This window comes from Planosporangium thailandense (assembly GCF_011947195.1).
In the GTDB taxonomy this organism is placed as follows: Bacteria; Actinomycetota; Actinomycetes; order Mycobacteriales; family Micromonosporaceae; genus Planosporangium; species Planosporangium thailandense.
Window position 1 is genome coordinate 137,594 of record NZ_JAATVY010000001.1, and the last position, 18,424, is coordinate 156,017.

19 protein-coding genes are annotated in these 18,424 nt (G+C 72.0%); 13 read left to right on the top strand and 6 right to left on the bottom strand.

All coding sequences use genetic code 11. The features are described from left to right. Positions 1–6: 6 nt before the first annotated feature. From ispG to HC031_RS00680, 10 genes are all read left to right on the top strand, one after another. Positions 7–1,173, top strand: coding sequence for a flavodoxin-dependent (E)-4-hydroxy-3-methylbut-2-enyl-diphosphate synthase (ispG, locus tag HC031_RS00635; RefSeq protein WP_167923133.1), 1,167 nt, complete (start codon positions 7–9; stop codon positions 1,171–1,173). Positions 1,174–1,291: 118 nt separating this feature from the next. Further along, the gene (locus tag HC031_RS00640) at positions 1,292–2,128 is read left to right on the top strand and encodes a GNAT family N-acetyltransferase (protein WP_167923134.1); all 837 of its coding nucleotides are present in this window, start codon (positions 1,292–1,294) and stop codon (positions 2,126–2,128) included. Positions 2,129–2,286: 158 nt separating this feature from the next. Beyond that, on the top strand, positions 2,287–3,807 hold the full coding sequence (locus HC031_RS00645) for an amino acid permease (protein WP_167923135.1): 1,521 nt from the start codon (positions 2,287–2,289) through the stop codon (positions 3,805–3,807). An 11-nt stretch (positions 3,808–3,818) separates the two neighbouring features. After that, the gene (locus tag HC031_RS00650; RefSeq protein ID WP_167923136.1) at positions 3,819–4,562 is read left to right on the top strand and encodes a FadR/GntR family transcriptional regulator; all 744 of its coding nucleotides are present in this window, start codon (positions 3,819–3,821) and stop codon (positions 4,560–4,562) included. A 37-nt stretch (positions 4,563–4,599) separates the two neighbouring features. Next, positions 4,600–5,952, top strand: a complete 1,353-nt coding sequence (locus HC031_RS00655) for a glutamine synthetase family protein (RefSeq protein WP_167923137.1) — start codon at positions 4,600–4,602, stop codon at positions 5,950–5,952. 3 nt (positions 5,953–5,955) lie between these two features. Beyond that, positions 5,956–7,311 carry an aldehyde dehydrogenase family protein gene (locus HC031_RS00660; protein ID WP_167923138.1) on the top strand — a complete coding sequence of 452 codons (1,356 nt, stop codon included), beginning with the start codon at positions 5,956–5,958 and terminating at the stop codon, positions 7,309–7,311. Between the two features lie 19 nt (positions 7,312–7,330). After that, the gene (locus tag HC031_RS00665) at positions 7,331–8,095 is read left to right on the top strand and encodes a 3-oxoacyl-ACP reductase (RefSeq protein ID WP_167923139.1); all 765 of its coding nucleotides are present in this window, start codon (positions 7,331–7,333) and stop codon (positions 8,093–8,095) included. Further along, a complete protein-coding gene (locus HC031_RS00670) occupies positions 8,092–8,847 on the top strand; it encodes a gamma-glutamyl-gamma-aminobutyrate hydrolase family protein (protein WP_167923140.1) in 756 nt (251 codons plus the stop codon). The genes HC031_RS00665 and HC031_RS00670 overlap by 4 nt, the downstream gene beginning before the upstream one ends. A gap of 17 nt (positions 8,848–8,864) precedes the next feature. Next, positions 8,865–9,722, top strand: a complete 858-nt coding sequence (gene map, locus HC031_RS00675; RefSeq protein ID WP_167923141.1) for a type I methionyl aminopeptidase — start codon at positions 8,865–8,867, stop codon at positions 9,720–9,722. Positions 9,723–9,852: 130 nt separating this feature from the next. After that, positions 9,853–10,518, top strand: coding sequence for a VIT1/CCC1 transporter family protein (locus HC031_RS00680; protein WP_338090450.1), 666 nt, complete (start codon positions 9,853–9,855; stop codon positions 10,516–10,518). Positions 10,519–10,544: 26 nt separating this feature from the next. On the opposite strand, the gene HC031_RS00685 is transcribed toward HC031_RS00680, so the two are convergent. The 6 genes from HC031_RS00685 to HC031_RS00710 form a co-directional block, all read right to left on the bottom strand. Next, positions 10,545–11,015: a nitroreductase/quinone reductase family protein gene (locus tag HC031_RS00685; protein WP_167923142.1), complete on the bottom strand. Its 471-nt coding sequence runs from the start codon at positions 11,013–11,015 to the stop codon at positions 10,545–10,547. A gap of 56 nt (positions 11,016–11,071) precedes the next feature. Beyond that, the gene (locus HC031_RS00690) at positions 11,072–13,822 is read right to left on the bottom strand and encodes an ABC transporter permease (RefSeq protein WP_167923143.1); all 2,751 of its coding nucleotides are present in this window, start codon (positions 13,820–13,822) and stop codon (positions 11,072–11,074) included. Continuing rightward, positions 13,819–14,544, bottom strand: coding sequence for an ABC transporter ATP-binding protein (locus HC031_RS00695; protein WP_167923144.1), 726 nt, complete (start codon positions 14,542–14,544; stop codon positions 13,819–13,821). The genes HC031_RS00690 and HC031_RS00695 overlap by 4 nt, the downstream gene beginning before the upstream one ends. Continuing rightward, positions 14,541–15,143 carry a PadR family transcriptional regulator gene (locus HC031_RS00700; protein ID WP_167923145.1) on the bottom strand — a complete coding sequence of 201 codons (603 nt, stop codon included), beginning with the start codon at positions 15,141–15,143 and terminating at the stop codon, positions 14,541–14,543. Before HC031_RS00700 ends, HC031_RS00695 begins: the two co-directional genes overlap by 4 nt. A gap of 71 nt (positions 15,144–15,214) precedes the next feature. Beyond that, a complete protein-coding gene (locus tag HC031_RS00705; RefSeq protein ID WP_167923146.1) occupies positions 15,215–15,634 on the bottom strand; it encodes a DUF4439 domain-containing protein in 420 nt (139 codons plus the stop codon). Positions 15,635–15,677: 43 nt separating this feature from the next. Then, a complete protein-coding gene (locus tag HC031_RS00710; RefSeq protein ID WP_167923147.1) occupies positions 15,678–16,175 on the bottom strand; it encodes a hypothetical protein in 498 nt (165 codons plus the stop codon). A gap of 227 nt (positions 16,176–16,402) precedes the next feature. On the opposite strand from HC031_RS00710, the gene rimP reads away from it, so the two are divergent. From rimP to HC031_RS00725, 3 genes are read left to right on the top strand one after another with little or no spacing between them, the layout of a single operon-like run. Continuing rightward, on the top strand, positions 16,403–17,005 hold the full coding sequence (rimP, locus tag HC031_RS00715; RefSeq protein ID WP_167923148.1) for a ribosome maturation factor RimP: 603 nt from the start codon (positions 16,403–16,405) through the stop codon (positions 17,003–17,005). Continuing rightward, positions 17,002–18,018 carry a transcription termination factor NusA gene (nusA, locus tag HC031_RS00720; RefSeq protein ID WP_167923149.1) on the top strand — a complete coding sequence of 339 codons (1,017 nt, stop codon included), beginning with the start codon at positions 17,002–17,004 and terminating at the stop codon, positions 18,016–18,018. The genes rimP and nusA overlap by 4 nt, the downstream gene beginning before the upstream one ends. 33 nt (positions 18,019–18,051) lie before the next feature. Continuing rightward, a complete protein-coding gene (locus HC031_RS00725; protein WP_167923150.1) occupies positions 18,052–18,423 on the top strand; it encodes a DUF448 domain-containing protein in 372 nt (123 codons plus the stop codon). Position 18,424: the final 1 nt, after the last annotated feature.

Genomic DNA, 18,424 nt, shown 5'->3' on the forward strand with positions numbered 1-18,424 from the left:
AGTCCTGTGACCGCGATAAATCTCGGTATTCCAGCGGCTCCGCCGCAGCCACTCGCCCCGCGGCGGAAGAGCCGGCAGATCATGGTCGGCTCGGTACCGGTCGGCGGCGGCGCGCCGGTCAGCGTCCAGTCGATGACCACGACGCTCACCGCCGACGTCAACGCGACGCTGCAGCAGATCGCCGAACTCACGGCGTCCGGCTGCCAGATCGTCCGCGTCGCCGTGCCCAGCCAGGACGACGTCGAAGCGCTGCCGGCGATCGCGAAGAAGTCACAGATCCCGGTCATCGCCGACATCCACTTCCAGCCCAAGTACGTATTCGCCGCGATCGACGCCGGTTGCGCCGCCGTCCGGGTCAACCCGGGCAACATCAAGAAGTTCGACGACAAGGTGAAGGAGATCGCGCGCGCGGCGTCCGACGCCGGGGTGCCGATCCGCATCGGCGTCAACGCCGGGTCGCTGGACAAACGCCTGCTGGAGAAGTACGGCAAGGCCACGGCCGAGGCGCTCGTGGAGAGCGCGCTGTGGGAGTGCTCGCTGTTCGAGGAGCACGGGTTCCGCGACATCAAGATCTCGGTCAAGCACAACGACCCGGTCGTGATGATCCGGGCGTACCGGCTGCTGGCCGAGCAGTGCGACTACCCGCTGCACCTCGGCGTGACCGAGGCCGGCCCGGCCTTCCAGGGGACCATCAAGTCGGCGGTCGCGTTCGGCGCGCTGCTGGCCGAGGGCATCGGCGACACCATCCGGGTGTCGCTGTCCGCCCCGCCGGTCGAGGAGGTCAAGGTCGGATCGGCGATCCTGGAGGCGCTGGGTCTGCGCGAGCGCGGACTGGAGATCGTCTCCTGCCCGTCGTGCGGGCGGGCGCAGGTCGACGTGTACACCCTCGCCGAGGAGGTCACCGCCGGGCTTCAGGGCCTGCCGGTGCCGCTGCGGGTCGCTGTCATGGGCTGCGTGGTCAACGGGCCCGGTGAGGCGCGCGAGGCCGACCTGGGCGTGGCGTCCGGCAACGGCAAGGGCCAGATCTTCGTCAAGGGCCAGGTCATCAAGACGGTGCCGGAGTCGCAGATCGTCGAGACGCTGATCGAAGAGGCGGTCCGGCTGGCCGAGGAGATGGGCGCCGACCTGCCCGAGGAGCTACGCGGGCTGGGCCCGAGCGTGACCGTTCGGTAAGCGGCACCGGCCACTTTGCCCACCGCTGCCCGGCGGAACTCCACCGTCCGGGCGTGCAGGGCGCGAAAACTGACCGGTGCTCTCCTGTCGGGCGGGCGCATCTGGCAGGCTGGAAGGCATGCTCACGGCGCCTGTCCGGCTGCTCGGCGACACCGATCGCGCCAGTGTCGAACGGCTGCTCGACCTCGAGCCCTACACGGGCGCACAGGTCGCTGAACGCATCGCCGCCGCCGGGCTGTCCCGCCGTAGGCAGGACGCCCGGATCTTCGGGTACGGCAGCCGTGGTCACCTGGAGTCGCTGTGCTGGCTCGGCGCCAACCTCATCCCGGTACGGGCCGGCTCGGCGGCGGTTGCCGCGTTCGCCGACCTGATCGGCTCGGAGACGCGGATCTGTTCGTCCATCGTGGGTGACGCGACCGCGGTGCTGCCGTTGTGGGAGCGGCTGCGCCCGGTCTGGGGGCGGGCCCGCGACGTGCGGGAGTGCCAGCCGCTGCTCGCCGCGGAAACGGCCCCGATGGTGGCCGCCGACCCGGCCGTACGGCTCGTCCGCCCGAACGAGGTCGGCCTGCTCTACCCCGCTTCGGTGGCCATGTACACCGAGGAGGTGGGCGTGTCGCCGGTCGTCGACGGCGACACCGGGTACCGCGACCGGGTGGCCGATCTGGTCCGTGGCGGCCGGGCGTACGCCCGGTTCATCGACGGGCAGGTGGCCTTCAAGGCGGAGCTGGCAGTGATTACGCGGCACACCGCACAGGTGCAGGGCGTGTGGACCGCCCCGCAGTGGCGCGGGTGCGGGCTCGCGACCGCCGGCATGGCCGCCGTCGTGGCCGACGCCCTGCGCCGGGTGGCGCCCACGGTCACGCTGTACGTCAACGATTTCAACGCGCCGGCCCGCCGGGTGTACGCCCGCTGCGGGTTCCGGCGGGTCGGGACCTTCGCGACCGTGCTCTTCTAGCGATCTCCCCGGTCGGGCCGTCGTAAAGTCGCCGTAAAAGGTCTGTTTCAGATCCACCATTTGGTGGAGATCCATTGACAGCGTTGTTAGCCAGGCGAATCATCGGGCGCACAGTGACCTGCGCCACTGTCTTCACCGCACCTGACGAGGAGACACCGATGAGCGCCACGACCCCGAAGCCGGCCGTCACGCCGGCCGACGACTCCGACGACTCCGACGAGTCGCTACTCGCCCGACTCGGATACCAGCAGGAGCTTCGGCGCCGACTGTCCACCTTCTCCAACTTCGCCGTCTCGTTCTCGATCATCTCGATCCTCGCCGGTGCGATCACCTCGTACGGCATCGCCATGAACGCGGGCGGCCCGCTCTCGATCACGATCGGCTGGCTGTTCGTGGGTGGCATGGTCACCCTGGTCGCCCTCGCCATGGCCGAGATCTGCTCGGCGTACCCGACCGCCGGCGCGCTCTACTGGTGGACGAGCGCGCTCGCGCGCCGCAACCGGGCCGCCTGGGCCTGGTTCGTCGGCTGGTTCAACTTCCTGGGCGAGGTCGCCGTGACCGCCGCCATCGACTTCGGCGCCGCCACCACGACCATGGCGTTCGTGAGCATGACCGCCGGCGTCGAGGTCAACAAATGGAACCTCTTCGGCACGTTCCTGGTGATCATCATTGCGCACGGCCTGCTCAACACGTTCGGCGTGAACCTGGTGAAGGTGCTGTCGGACGTCAGCGCCTGGTGGCACCTGGTGGGTGTGGCGGTCATCGTCGTGGTGCTGGCGGTCGTGCCCGACCACCACAAGCCCCTCTCCCAGGTGTTCTTCGAGGTAAAGAACACCACCGGGTTCGGCTTCGGCGGCGCGACCGCGTACGCGGTGCTCATTGGTCTGCTGATGGCCCAGTACACGTACACCGGCTACGACGCCAGCGCGCACGTCGCGGAGGAGACCCACAACGCCGCGCGCAGCGCGCCCCGCGGCATCGTCATGTCCGTGGTCGTGTCGGTGATCGCCGGCTTCTTCCTGCTGTTCGCGATCACCTGGTCGATCCAGAGCTACGACAAGGAGGCGGCGACCGCCCTCGGCCTGCCGCCGGCGCAGATCTTCATCGACGCCGCCGGCTCGGGGCTGGGCAAGCTGCTGCTCTTCATCTGCGTCGTCGCGCAGTTCTTCTGCGGTATGGCCTCGGTGACGGCCAACTCGCGCATGTCGTACGCGTTCGCCCGGGACGGCGCGCTGCCCGGTTCGCGGCTGTGGAAGAAGGTCAACCCGCGCACCGGTACGCCGACCAACTCGATCTGGCTGTGCGTGACCTGCTCGACGATCCTGGTGCTGCCGTCGCTGGTGAACACCACCGCCTACCTGGCGGTGACGTCGATCGCCGTCATCGGCCTGTACATCGCCTACGTCGCACCGGTGTACCTGCGGCTGCGCAACCCGGACTTCCGGCCCGGCCCGTGGAACCTGGGCCGGTGGAGCGGCCTGGTGGGCGGGACCGCGATCGTCTGGGTCGTGCTCATCTGCATCCTGTTCGTCCTGCCGACGGCCAGCCCGATCACGCTGTCCAACTTCAACTACACGATCGTCGCGGTCGGGGTGGTCGCGCTCGGCGCGTGGCTGTGGTGGATCCTGAGCGCGCGGAAATGGTTCACCGGACCGCGGCACGTGGTCGACGAGCCGTAAGGGGGAGGCCGATGCCGGCCGACAACCACCAGCAGGCTGGGATGCCGATGTGGCGGCCGGTACGCGGCGGCAACGCGTTCGAGATCACGGTGGCCCGGCTGGTCCAGGCGATCAAGCTGGGCATGGTCACCGCGGGCGAGCGGTTGCCGGCGGAGCGGGAGCTGGCCGAGAAGCTGCGCGTGAGCCGGGTGACGCTGCGGCAGGCGATCGGGGCGTTGCGCGAGGCCGGCTACCTGGAATCGCGGCGCGGCCGGGCCGGCGGGACCTTCGTGGTCTCGTCCGGCCCGGCCTCCGGTTCGGCCGACGAGCGCCCGGACGCGGCCACGCTCGCGCGCGAGATGGGCGAGACGCTGCACGACGCGTTGGACTTCCGGCAGGTGCTCGAGCCCGGCGCGGCGGCGCTCGCGGCGAGCCGGACGCTGTCGGCGGCCGACCGGGCGTACCTCGTCGCCAGCCTGGCCGCCTCCCGGGAGCGCGACCCGGCCGTACGCCGCACGGGTGATTCCCGGCTGCACTTGGCGATCGCCGTGGCCAGCGGATCGGCCTCGGTCGCGCAGGCCATCGCCGACGTGCAGCTTCGCCTCGATCAGCTGCTCGCGGCCATCCCGGTGCTGCGGCGCAACCTCGACCACTCCGACGCCCAGCACGCGCGCATCGTCGAGGCGATCCTGGCCGGCGACGCGGCCGGCGCGCGTACGGCGATGGAGGAGCACTGCGACGCGACCGCACAGCTCTTGCGCGGTCTGCTCGGTTAATGGTTCGCTATTAGTCCTTTGGTAGGGAAGAGGCCGGATGCTGACGCTGGATGAGCTGCGCACGGCGGTGGCCGCGGGCACGATCGACACGGTCGTCCTCGCGATAGCCGACATGCAGGGCAGATTGCAGGGCAAGCGGTTCCACGCCCGTCACTTCCTCGACGAGGTGGTCAAGAACGGCACCGAGGGCTGCAACTACCTGCTCGCCGTCGACGTCGACATGAACACCGTCGACGGGTACGCGATGTCGAGCTGGGCGAGCGGGTACGGCGACTTCGCCATGGTGCCCGATCTGGACACCCTGCGGCGCACCCCGTGGCAGCCGGGCACCGCGCTCGTGCTCGCCGACCTCGCCTCGCTCGACGGCGCGCCGGTCGTCGCGTCGCCGCGCCAGATCCTGCGCCGCCAGCTGGAGCGGCTGGGTGAGCGCGGGCTCGTCGCGTACGCCGGCACCGAGCTGGAGTTCATCGTCTACCGGGACTCCTACGAGGGCGCCTGGCGGCGCGGGTACCGCGACCTCACGCCGGTCAACCTGTACAACGTCGACTACTCGCTGCTCGGCACCGCCCGCGTCGAGCCGCTGCTGCGCCGCATCCGCAACGAGATGGCCGACGCGGGGCTGCAACCGGAGAGCGCCAAGGGCGAGTGCAACCTCGGCCAGCACGAGATCGCGTTCCGCTTCGCCGACGCCCTCGCCTGCGCCGACAACCACTCCGTCTACAAGAACGGCGCCAAGGAGATCGCCGCCCAGGAGGGCATGGCGCTCACCTTCATGGCCAAGCCCAACCAGCGGGAGGGCAACTCCTGTCACATCCACTTCTCGCTGCGCTCCGACAGCGGAGAAGCGGTCTTCGGAGAAGGCGACGGCCACGGTATGTCGACGCTGATGCGCCAGGCACTGGCCGGGGTACTCGCGACCATGCCCGAGTTCACCCTCCTGTACGCGCCGAACATCAACTCGTACAAGCGCTACCAGCCGGGCTCGTTCGCCCCGACCGCGGTGCGCTGGGGCACCGACAACCGGACCTGCGCGCTGCGCGTGGTTGGGCATTCGGCGGACGCGCTGCGTTTCGAGAACCGGGTGCCCGGCGGCGACGTCAACCCGTACCTGGCGATCGCGGCGATGGCGGCCGGCGCGCTGTACGGCATCGAGAACGCACTCGAGCTCGAGGACCCGTGCACCGGCAACGCGTACGCCGACGCGAGCGCGCCCCGCGTGGCCGGGACCCTGCGCGAGGCGGCGGAGCGCTGGGAGTCCTCGGCGGTCGCCCGGGAGGCCTTCGGTGCCGAGGTGGTCGACCACTACGCCAACTACGCCCGGGTCGAGCTGGCGGCGTTCGACGCCGCCGTCACCGACTGGGAGCTGTACCGCGGTTTCGAGAGGTTGTAGAGCATGCAGGTGATCAATCCGGCGACCGAGGAGGTCGTCGCGGACGTCGAGGCGGCGGGCCTGGCGGAGACCGACGCGGCGATCGAGCGCGCGGCAGCCACCTTCCCGGCCTGGCGGGCGGTGGCGCCCGGCGACCGGGCCCGGCTGCTGCGCCGGTTCGCGGCCCTGGTCGACCAGCACATCGACGAGCTGGCCGACCTGGAGGTGCGCAACTCCGGGCACACCATCGGCAACGCCCGGTGGGAGGCCGGCAACGTCCGCGACGTGCTCGACTACTACGCGGGGGCGCCGGAGCGGCTGACCGGCCGGCAGATCCCGGTACCCGGTGGCCTGGACGTGACGTTCCACGAGCCGCTCGGGGTGGTCGGCGTGATCGTGCCGTGGAACTTCCCCATGCCGATCGCCGGCTGGGGCTTCGCCCCGGCCCTCGCCGCCGGTAACACTGTCGTGCTCAAGCCGGCGGAGCTGACCCCGCTGACCGCGATCCGGCTGGCCGAGCTGGCGTGCGAGGCCGGCATCCCGCAGGGCGTCTTCACGGTACTGCCGGGCAAGGGCTCGGTGGTGGGGCAGCGCTTCGTCACCCACCCGGCGGTACGCAAGGTCTGCTTCACCGGTTCGACCTCGGTCGGCAAGCAGATCATGGCGGGCTGCGCCGACCAGGTGAAGCGGGTGACCCTGGAGCTGGGCGGCAAGAGCGCCAACATCGTGTTCGCCGACGCCGACCTGGAGGCCGCCGCGGCCGCCGCGCCCGGCGGGGTGTTCGACAACGCGGGGCAGGACTGCTGCGCGCGCTCGCGCATCCTGGTCGAGGCCTCCGTGTACGACCGGTTCCTGGAGCTGCTCGAGCCGGCCGTCAAGGCGTTCCGGTGCACCGACCCGGCCGACGAGTCGGCGCAGATGGGCCCGCTGATCTCGGCCAAGCAGCGGGAGGTCGTCAGCTCCTACGTGGACGGTGCCGACGTCGCCTTCCGGGGTGACTGCCCGTCCGGCGCGGGGTTCTGGTACCCGCCGACGGTCCTGCTGGCCCGCGACGGCCGCGAGCGGCACTGGCGCGAGGAGGTCTTCGGTCCGGTCGTGTCCGTGCTGCCCTTCACCGACGAGGCGGAGGCGCTCGCCATCGCCAACGACACCGAGTACGGCCTGTCCGGCTCGATCTGGACCCGCGACGTCGGCCGGGCGATCCGGGTGGCGCGGGGCGTCGACTCGGGCAACCTGAGCGTCAACTCGCACTCCTCGGTGCGGTACTGGACCCCGTTCGGCGGGATGAAGCAGTCCGGCCTCGGCCGTGAGCTGGGCCCCGACGCCCTCTCCTCCTTTACGGACATCAAGAACGTCTTCATCAGCACTCAGCAGTCATGATCTGATAGGGGAGAAGTAAGTGGACAGGTTGCGGGACCGCGTCGCGGTAGTCACCGGGGGCGGCAGCGGCATCGGCCTCGCCACCGCGCGGCGGTTCGCCGCCGAGGGCGCGAAGGTGGTCGTGGTCGACCTCAACCCGGACGCCGGTGCGGCGGCGGCCAAGGAGGTGGGCGGCGAGTTCGTCGCCTGTGACGTGTCGGCCGAGCAGTCGGTCGCCGAACTCTTCGACGGCGTGGTCGACCGCCACGGCCGGGTGGACATCGCGTTCAACAACGCCGGCATCTCCCCGCCCGACGACGACTCGATCCTCACCACCGGGCTGGACGCCTGGGAGCGGGTCAACCGGGTCAACCTCACCAGCGTCTACCTGTGCTGCAAGTACGCCCTGCCCCACATGCAGCGGCAGGGCAAGGGATCGATCATCAATACCGCGAGCTTCGTGGCGCTGATGGGTGCGGCGACCTCCCAGATCGCGTACACGGCGAGCAAGGGCGGGGTCCTCGCGATGACCCGCGAGCTGGGCGTCCAGTTCGCCCGCGAGGGGATCCGGGTCAACGCCCTGTGCCCCGGACCGGTGTCCACGCCGCTGCTGCAGGAGCTGTTCGCCAAGGACCCGGAGCGGGCCGCCCGCCGGCTGGTGCACGTACCGATGGGCCGGTTCGCCGAGCCCGAGGAGATCGCGGCCGCGGTGGCGTTCCTGGCCAGCGACGACGCGTCGTTCATGACCGCGTCGGCGTTCGTCGTGGACGGCGGCATCACCGGCGCGTACGTCACGCCGCTGTGAGCGACGGTAAGAGGCCCGTCATCGGCCTGACCACGTACGCGGAGGAGGCCCGGTTCGGGCACAACGAGACCGTCGCCGCGGTCCTGCCGATGTCGTACGTACGATCCGTGCACGCCAGCGGCGGTCGGGCCGTGCTGATCACCCCGGATGCCCCCGACGTCGACGCGCTCGACGGGCTGGACGCGATCATCTTCACCGGCGGTTCGGATCTGGGGCCGGCTCTCTACGGGGAGCCGCCCCACCCGGCCACCTACGTCCGGCCGGAGCGGGACGCCGCCGAGCTGCTACTGGTGCACGCGGCGGTCGCCGCCGACCTGCCGGTGCTGGGCATCTGCCGTGGCATGCAGCTGCTGACCGTCGCGTACGGCGGTCGGCTGCACCAGCACCTGCCCGACCTCCTGGGCCACGACAACCACCGGCCCGCCACCGGTCCGAAGTACGGCACGCACCCGGTGCGCCTCGCCGCGGGCAGCGCCTGCCACCGCATCCTGGGTGACACGGTCATGGTCAACTCGCTGCACCACCAGGGCGTGCAGGATCCGGGGCGGTTGACGCCCACCGGGTGGTGCCCCGAGGACGAGCTGATCGAAACGGTGGAGGACCCGGAGCGGACGTTCGTCGTCGGCGTGCAGTGGCATCCGGAGGAGACCTCCGACCTGCGGATGTTCGCGGCGCTGACGGCCGCGGCGGCCGCCCGGCGGGCCGTTGCCGCCGACCGGCCCACGGATGGCGTGCCGTCGATGCCGTTGTAGGCGGCTACGCTGGGTGCATGACCGTCCGTGCCCCCCTGAAGCCTGGAAAGCAGACCCCCTGGCGGCAGGTGCCGCCGCACATCGAGCGCCCGGAGTACGTGGGACGCAAGGGGCCCCGGCCCAACCGGGGATCCGATGTCCAGACCCCGGAAACGATCGAGAAGATGCGCATCGCCGGGCGGCTCGCGGCGCAGGCCACGCAGTTGGCGGGTGAGTACTGCAAGCCCGGTGTCACCACGGACGAGATCGATCGCGTCGTCCACGAGTTCCTGTGCGACCACGGTGCGTACCCCTCGACGCTCGGGTACAGGGGCTTCCCCAAGTCCTGCTGCACCTCGCTCAACGAGGTGATCTGTCACGGCATCCCGGACTCGACGGTGCTCGAGGACGGCGACATCATCAACGTCGACGTGACCGCGTACATCCACGGCGTGCACGGCGACACCGACGCGACCTTCTGCGTCGGCAACGTCTCCGAGGAGGCGCGCCTGCTCGTGGAGCGCACCCACGAGGCGATGATGCGCGGCATCAAAGCGGTCGCGCCGGGCCGGCCGATCAACGTGATCGGCCGGGTCATCGAGTCGTACGCCAAGCGCTTCGGGTACGGCGTGGTCCGCGACTTCACCGGGCACGGAATCGGCGAGACGTTCCACTCGGGCCTGTACATCCCGCACTACGACAACCCGGCGCTGACGACGGTCATCGAGCCCGGGATGACGTTCACCATCGAGCCGATGATCACGCTCGGCACGCACGAGTACGAGATGTGGCGCGACGGCTGGACCGTGGTGACCCGGGACCGGAAGTGGACCGCGCAGTTCGAGCACACGCTGGTGGTGACCGAAGACGGGTCGGAGATCCTGACTCTTCCGTAGGATCGTCGGCGTGACGCACACGAGCGACGAAACGGTACAGAAGGCTAATACCGCCCCGGCGGGGACGCGCGGCACGAGGACCGACCGGGACGCCAGCCCGGCGGCCCACGACGAGGCGCACCACACGGACGTGTCGGGCGGCTGGCTGCGGCCGGCGGTCTTCGGCGCCATGGACGGCCTGGTCACCAACATCTCGCTGATCGCCGGCGTGGGCGGTGGCGGGGTCAGCCCGCACAGCATCGTGCTGACCGGCGTGGCCGGCCTGGTGGCCGGCGCGATCTCGATGGGCCTGGGCGAGTACACGAGTGTGCGCACGCAGAACGAGCAGGTCGAGCACGAGGTCGCCAAGGAGCGCCGCGAGCTGGAGCGCAACCCGGTGGCCGAGGCCAAGGAGCTGGCCGAGGTGTGGATCAAGCGGGGCCTGCCGCCGGAGCTCGCCCACGAGGTGGCGACCGCCCTCAGCCACGACGTCGACCAGGCGCTGCGGGTGCACGCGCAGGAGGAGCTGGGCATCGACCCCCACGACACGCCCAGCCCGTGGGTCGCGGCGGTCTCGTCGTTCGTGTGCTTCTCGGCCGGCGCGCTGGTGCCGCTGCTGCCCTACCTGTTCGGGTCGCACGCGCTGTGGCTGGCGCTGGTCGCGGGCGCGATCGGGCTCTTCGTCGCCGGTGCGCTCACCGCCCGGTTCACCAACCGGCCGTGGTGGAGCAGCGGCCTGCGCCAGTTCGTGCTGGGCATCGCCGCGGCCGGGGTCACATACGGCATCGGCCGGGCGGTGGGCGCGAGCGTCGGCTGACGGTGTCCCGGGGCCGGGGTCGCCGACTACCGCGGCTCCAGCCGGAAGATCCGCAGGTCCCGGCCGCCCGCGCGCCGCTCGTACGTGCGGTACGCCGGCCAGGTCGAAAGCGCCAGCCGCCACAGCCGGTCCCGCTCGGCGTCGGTGACGAGCGTCGCGCGTACCGGGATCGGGGTGCCGTCGACGCTCGCGATGGCGTCAGGGTCGGCGAGCAGGTTCGCCGACCAGGCCGGGTGGTGTGCCTGTCCCCAGTTGGAGCCGATGACGACGAACGCATCGCCGTCGCGGGCGTACAACAGGGGCTGGGTGCGCGGCTGGCCGCTCTTGCGGCCGGTGGTCGTCAGCAGCAGCGACGGCAGCCCGTGGCGGCCGATCGCCGACCAGCGGCCGCCGGTGCGCCGCGCGAGCCAGCGGTCGACGGGCACGAGCCGGCGGGCGGTGGCCGCGAACCACGCCTGGTGGCCCAGTCGCCTGATCAGGGACGTGTATGCATTCATGGCGTTCAGTCTGGGGTCGGCGGGTGGCCGGGGACCAGCCCCGGCCACCGCGGGTCTCACAGACGCCGCTCAACCGGTAGGCGCGAGCGGGTGAGAAGGCCGGCGCCGAGCATCGCAATCGCGGGTACGACCAGCAGCGCGACCGTCAGGTTCAACCAGGGCACCGTGATCGGGTATGGCGGCGGGGCCGGCCAGGTGTCGGCGTAGCGGTGGTTCAGCGCGGCCAGCACCGCGACGGCGGCGCCCAGACCGGCCCCGGCCCCGAGTACCGAACCCAGCCCGGCGATCACCCCGCTCTGGCTCAGCGAGAGCCGCCGCCGCACGCCCGGCGAAGCGCCGACCGCCGCGAGGGTGGCCAGGTCCGGGCGGCTGTCGGCGGCGGCCAGCCCGGTCGCGATGCCGGCCGCGCCGAGCGCGATGACCGCCGCCGCGACGCTCAGGACCGTCATGATGAGACCGCTACCCTTGGCCGGCCCGTCCTCCACCGACCACGCGTAATGCCCGTCGAGGCGGTGCAGGCCGGCGGCCAGCCGGTCCCGCTCGGCCTGCGTCGGCACGTGGACCGTCGCCGCTACGAGCCCTTTGACCTGCTGCTCCAGGCCCGTTTGCCGGGCGATCGTGGGGGAGATGATCGCCTGGGCGGTGGCCGTCCCGCCGTCGAGGGCGTACCCGCGCGCCCGCACCGACGTCCGCAGCGCGGGTGGCCCCGGCACGGCCCCGGCGAGCGGGTGGATCGCGAGCTCGATCGTGACCTCGTCGTTGTCGACGTAGCGGTGGTCGAAGACCACGACGCCGCCGGCGCGCAGCGTCTCGACCGCGCGGTGGAGTTCGTCGCCGCTGGCGCCGGTGAGCGTCGCCAGGCGGGTGCCGTCGTCCACCACGAACGGCACGTCGACGACGCCGTACGACCATGAGGCCTTGGTGCGGCAGCGCGGGTCGTGGGCGGCGGCCCGCTGCTCGGCGATGGTCAGTTGCCGAGCCTCGTCCTGGTCCAGGTACGGGCAGCGCCGGGCGGTGGGCATGCTCAGTCGGGGCTCGCAGGCCGCCTCGGACTCGGCGGGCCGGCACTCGGCACCGACCACGGGCACGACCTCGCGGGTGGCGAGGCTCGTGCGCAGCAGTTCGGCCGCCGCGCCGACGGGTGGTGACGAGGTGGCCGCGTCGCCCGAGGGGTCGTCGAACCGCACGCTCGCGTACCCGTGCGGCAGGGACGGTTCGTACTGGCCCCGCTGCTGAAGGTCGACGCCGCCCTGGTAGGTGGCGAGCGCCACGCTGCCGGCGACCGCGGCCATCACCGCGGAGATCGCCGGGGCCGCGGCGGCGCGGTTGCGCGCGGTGTCGCGCAGCGCGATCCGCGCTGAGAGCGGCAGGATCCGAGCCATCCGGGCGACAAGTCCGACGAGTGCCGGAGTACACAGCACCAGGCCGAACTCGGCGACGACCAGCCCGGCGAGGATGAGCGGCGTCGAGACCCGCCAGGCGCCGAGGTCGCCGAGGGCCGCGCCGGATGCCGCCAGTACGGTGCCGAGGACGAGCCACCGCTTGCGGGACCGGGTGGCGCCCCGGCGGCCGGCGAGCGCGGCGACCACGTCCTGCCGGGCCGCCACGAAAGCCGGTACCGTGGCCGCGAGCAGCGCTGTGGTCACCGCGAACGCCGCGATTCCGGCGAGCGCCAGGGGGAAGACCCGGTACCCACCCGCACGGGAGTGGGCCAGGTACTCCTCCACCGGCCATCGGGCGGCGAAGGCGACCGCGATGCCGACGACGATCCCGGCGATTGCGCCGGCGCCGCCCAGCACCACCCCGTCGGCGAGCACCACCCGGCGCAGGTGCGCGGGGGTCGCGCCGTTCGCGGCCAGCAACGCCAGGTCCCGCTGGCGGCGCCGGGCACCGACGGCGAACGCCGGCCCGGCCAGCAGGACGATCTCCAGTACCGCCATGCCGACGACGAGCGCCCCCAGCGACACGTTCTCCGTCGTCACCGAGCCGCCCTGTACAACCGGGACGACCTCGCTCGCGGCGGGCGGATGGCGCACCACGTCCCGCGACAGGGCCACCACGCCGCGCTGGTTGAGCCGCTTGACGTCGGACCAGCGCAGGGGAGCGGGGGTGTCCACCAGCAGGCGTTCACCGGCGTTCGAGACCGCTTTGCCGGACGGTGGATGAGCCGGATCGAACAGCGCGAGCTCGCGGAGCCGGTCGGGGAACTCGACGACGCCGACGACCCGGTACCGCTGCCCGTCGGGCAGGCGCAGCGTGCCGCCCACGCCGGCGCCGGTGCGGGTGACCGCCTGCCGCGACAGCGCCACCTCGCCGGGGCCGTGCGGTGCCCGTCCACCGCGCAGCACGGCCATGCCCCGCGTGATCGGGTTGGTCAGGTCGAGGGCTCGCCCCTCTATTTCGCCGACCCCGGTCGCGGTGTCGACCTGCACGGCGAACGTGACGTCAGGGACTATCCGGCTTCCCGGCGGCAGTGCCGCCCGCACGGCGTCCCGGGCCGCGGCCGCGTCCAGGTCGGCCGGCGGGGGCTCCTCGCCATTGTCCCGGGCCCAGATCAGCCGGTCCGGCTCCTGGTGTACCGGCCCGTCGGCGGCCTGGATCACCACAGCGTCTGCGGCTCCCGCCATGCGCTCCAGCTTCTCCATCGGCCGCAGCGTGAACATGTCCACCGTGACCGCGGCGAAGGCGAGTGCGGCGACCGGCAGCCCGATCATGGCGATGACCAGCGTCGACCGGCCCTTGCTGCGCCGGGCCTCGCGGCGGGCGACCCGTAGCGCGGCGTGCCATCCGCTCCACAACCGGCTCACGCGCCGGCCCCGGGCACGGCGAGGAGCTGTTCCGGCTGCGCGAGCGGGCCGGAGGAGTCGACGACCACCCCGTCGCGTAGGAAGATCACCCGGTCGGCCCACGCGGCATGGCGCGCCTCGTGGGTGACCAGCACTCCCGCCGCGCCGGCGTCGACCCGGGTCCGCAGCAGGCGCAGGACGGCCTCTCCGGTCTCGGAGTCGAGCGCGCCGGTGGGTTCGTCGGCGAGGACCAGCCGGCGCGGTCCGACCAGGGCGCGGGCGATGGCCACCCGCTGCTGCTGGCCGCCGGACATCTGGTCGGGGAACCGGTCGGCCAGGTGGGTGAGCTCAAGGTCGGCCAGCGACCGCAGCGCCTCCCGTCGGGCCTTGCGTACCGATACGCCGTCGAGCTCCAGCGGCAGCGCGACGTTCTCCACGGCGGTGAGGCTGGGCAGGAGGTTGAACGCCTGGAAGACGTATCCGATGCCGCGCCGGCGCGCCTCGGCCAGCCCGCGGTGCGACAGTTCGGCGAGTACCCGCCCCTCGACGCGTACCTCGCCCCGGGTGGGGCGGTCGAGCCCACCGGCCAGGTTGAGCAGGGTGGACTTGCCCGAGCCGGACGGTCCCATGACCGCGATCAGCTCACCGGGGCGCACCTGAAGGGAAAGTCCGCGCAGCGCGTGCACAGCGGTGTCGCCGGTGCCGTGGGTGCGGTGGACGTCACGAAGTTCCAGCACGTTCATCGCTGACGCGCCTCCTCCTCGGACGGGGCGGGCGCCGGCTGAGTGGTCGCCGGGGCGGACTCCGGCCGGGTGGTCGCCGGGGCGGGCCGGTGCCGGACCAGGCTGGCCTCGCAGTGGTCCAGCCACCGCATCTCGGCCTCGGCCTGGAACAGCATCGCGTCGAGCACCAGCCGCCAGGGCAGGTCGGTCGACGCGTCGGACTTCGCCTTGAGCCGGGTGTACTCCTGCAGGGTGCGCATGGTCGCCGCGCGCTGCGTCTGCACCACCGCGCGGACGTCCACACCGGGCGTGGTGAGCGCGAGCGCGAGTTTGATCGCCAGCTCGTCCCGTGGCCGGTCGGTACGGCTGATCGGGGTGGCGAACCACATCGCCAGCTCCGCGCGGCCGGCCTCGGTGATCTCGTACGGCCGCTGTCCGGCGTCCGACTCCGGCAGCGAGCGCACCTGGCCGTCCCGTTCCAGGCGGGTGAGGGTCGTGTAGACCTGCCCGATGTTGAGTGGCCAGGTGCCTCCGGTGGACTCCTCGAACGCGGCGCGTAGCTGGTAGCCGTACATCGCTCCGCGTTCGAGCAGCGCGAGTAGGCCGAACTTGATCGACATGGCTACCGAGTATGTATACCGAGTATGGCCATGGCAAATCGCCGCGCGTGCGACACCCCGAAGAGTGATCGTCAGCGGCCGGGGAAGGGCACCGTTGCCGGCGTCACCCCGGCGAGCGTGCGCGCCCTGGTCGCCCGGACGGCGCAGTCGGTCAGGGCATCCACGGCCAACTGCCGGTCGTCGCCGCTCACAGCGGCCAGCGCCTGGCCCCAGACCCCCGCGCAGCGCTCCTCGACGCCGATCATGAGCGTCAACGCGGAGGCCCGATCGGTCACCGGCGCGGGCAGGGCGTACGCGGGCTCCGCCGGCGGCGCCGTGGCGTGCAGCGCGTTCAGGCGCAGGATCAGGGCGTCGCGGCGCTGGCGATGGGCCGCCTCGGCCGCCGTGGCCACCGGCAGCGTGGCCGCGTCGAGGCGGGCGCCGAGCACCCCGTACGCGTAGATCGCGGCGTGCTCGGCGCGCAGCGCGTCCGCGAGCCGTTCCGCCGTCACCGGGCCGCTCCGGCGCCCCGCCCGCGGTTGTCGTGCCCGCAGTTCACGACAGCACCACCACGTGGGTGGCCCGGGCGGCGGCGATGGAGCCCAGCAGCGCGGCCCGGTACGAGGGGGCGGTGAGGCAGACGGATCTCGCCGCCGAGGCCGCCTGTTTCTCGGCGGCCAGCAGACTGGTGAGGGGGGCCGGCTGCGGCCCGGTGCTGTCACCGGAGGCCCCGGCGGACGGCGCAGCCGAGGACTGTGCGTCGAGGCCGGGGCCGATCTCGCGGGCGAGGGCCTGCAGGTGCGCCCGGTGCGCGTCGCGGATCGGGCCGAGGCGTCCGGCGAGGCCGGGCTGGGCGGCGATGGTCGCCTCGTAGCGGCCCAGGAGCGCCGCGGTGTCGCGGTAGAAGGGGTTCAGGGGGTCCGGGGGCACCGGGTGCGAGGCCGCCGACCCGGGGTCGTCGCAGGCACCGGTCGCGGCGACGCCGGCCAGGCCGACCGCCGCCGCCAACACAGCCCGCCGGCTGTGTACCCGGCCCTTCTCGCCCGTCCGCACGGCCCATAGTCAACACCATCCGGGCCAGCCACGGCCGTCAGCCGGGCCCGGACGGCGGGGAAAGTCGGCCGAATGCAGCGGTACCGCTACGCGCGGCGCGGTCACGCGTTACGCTCAGGCCTCAGACCACCCGCGTTTTCGACGTGGGTGGAGGCTCAGCTGCCTGCAGATGTCTGACGGCGCTGGCCGCCAGGGCTCGGGTAGACGATTGCGGGAGGTGCGCGGACATGCCACAGCAGCGGCGCCGCCATGCCGGCGAGCGGGCGGGTGCCCGGCCGCCGCGGCAGCCGGCCGTCGCCACGGACCTCGCCGGCCAGCGCTCCCGCGTGCGGTCGGTCGTGGAGCCGGTGGTGTCTGCGGCAGGCTACGACCTGGAAGCGCTGTCACTCAAGCGGGTGGGTCGCCGCCACCAGGTACGCGTGATCGTCGACAGCGACGAGGGCGTCAACCTCGACGCGGTCGCCGAGCTGTCCCGCGACATCTCGGCCGCCCTCGACGAGGCCGAGGAGTCCGGCGGCGACCTCGTGCCGGGGGAGTACGAGCTGGAGGTCAGCTCGCCGGGCATCGACCGGCCGCTGACGTTGCCGCGCCACTGGCGGCGCAATGTCGGACGCCTGGTGAAGGTGACCGTGGCCGACCGCTCCGTGGTCGGCCGGGTCAAGGCCGCCGCCGACGACGGCGTGGAGTTCGAGATCGACGACGAGCTGCGCCGGCTGACGTACGAAGAGCTCGGCCCCGGACGGGTACAGATCGAGTTCAACCGCATCACGGAGCTCTCAGACGATGAGCTCGACGAGATCGACGACGAGGAAGGAGGCGACGAGGAGTGAACATCGACCTCGCGGCTCTCCGCGCCCTGGAACGCGAGCGGGAGATTCCGTTCGACACGATCCTCGCCGCGATCGAGACCGCGCTACTGACCGCCTACCGGCACACCGATGGGGCGAACCCGCACGCCAGGGTCGAGATCGACCGTAAGACCGGCGCCGCGACCGTGTACGCCCAGGAGATCGACCCGGATGGCGGCGTGGTGCGCGAATACGATGACACCCCGCACGACTTCGGCCGGATCGCGGCGATGACCGCCAAGCAGGTCATCCTGCAGCGGCTGCGCGAGGCCACCGACGAGGCCCACTTCGGGGAATACGCCGGGCGTGACGGCGACTTGGTAACGGGTGTGATCCAGGCGCACGAGGCCCGGGCCGAGAAGGGCATCGTGACGATCGACCTGGGCAAGCTGGAGGCCAGCCTGCCACCTGCCGAGCAGGTGCCCGGCGAGGTCTACGAGCACGGCCAGCGGATCCGGTGCGTGGTCGTACACGTGGCCAAGGGTTTCCGGGGACCGCAGATCACCCTGTCGCGTTCCCACCCGGCTCTGGTCAAGAAGCTGTTCGCGTTGGAGGTCCCGGAGATCGCCGACGGCACCGTGGAGATCGCGGCGATCGCACGGGAGGCCGGCCACCGGACCAAGATCGCGGTACGTCCGACCGTGCCCGGAGTGAACGCGAAGGGCGCCTGCATCGGGCCGATGGGCAGCCGGGTCCGTGCGGTCATGAGCGAGCTGCACGGTGAGAAGATCGACATCATCGACTGGTCGGACGACCCGGCCATGTTCGTCGGGAACGCGCTGTCGCCGGCGAAGGCGCTCCGGGTGGAGGTCGTCGACCCGGTCAACCGGGCGGCCCGGGTGACCGTGCCCGACTTCCAGCTCTCCCTCGCGATCGGCCGGGAGGGGCAGAACGCCCGGCTCGCCGCCCGGTTGACCGGATGGCGTATCGACATCCGGCCGGACACGGAGACCGTGCCGCAATCAGTGTCACATCGTGCTGGCGAGGCGGGCTGACGACGAGGTCGAACCAGAGGGTAGACTGGCTCAGTGGCACGTCGCGCACTTTCGGCGACGGTCGAGCTTGCTCGGCCGTTTCGCACCTGTGTGGGTTGCCGGAAGCGCGTGCCAGCCTCCGAGTTGCTGCGGGTAGTCGCGATCGAACAGGGTGCTGACGCGTTCAGCCTCGTGCCCGATCCGGCACGCAGACGGCTGGGCCGGGGCGCTCATGTTCATCCCGACCCGGCGTGTCTCGCGCTGGCGGAACGTCGCCGCGCCTTCGGGCGCGCGCTTCGTGTCACCGGTGTCCTGGACACCGGTCCGCTGGTCGAAACCGTCTGTGCCACGCCGATCCGCTCGGATTCGCCGATGGTGGGCGCGTCCCGCCCCACCCGGACCAGCAAGGTAGGACGACCGACATGAG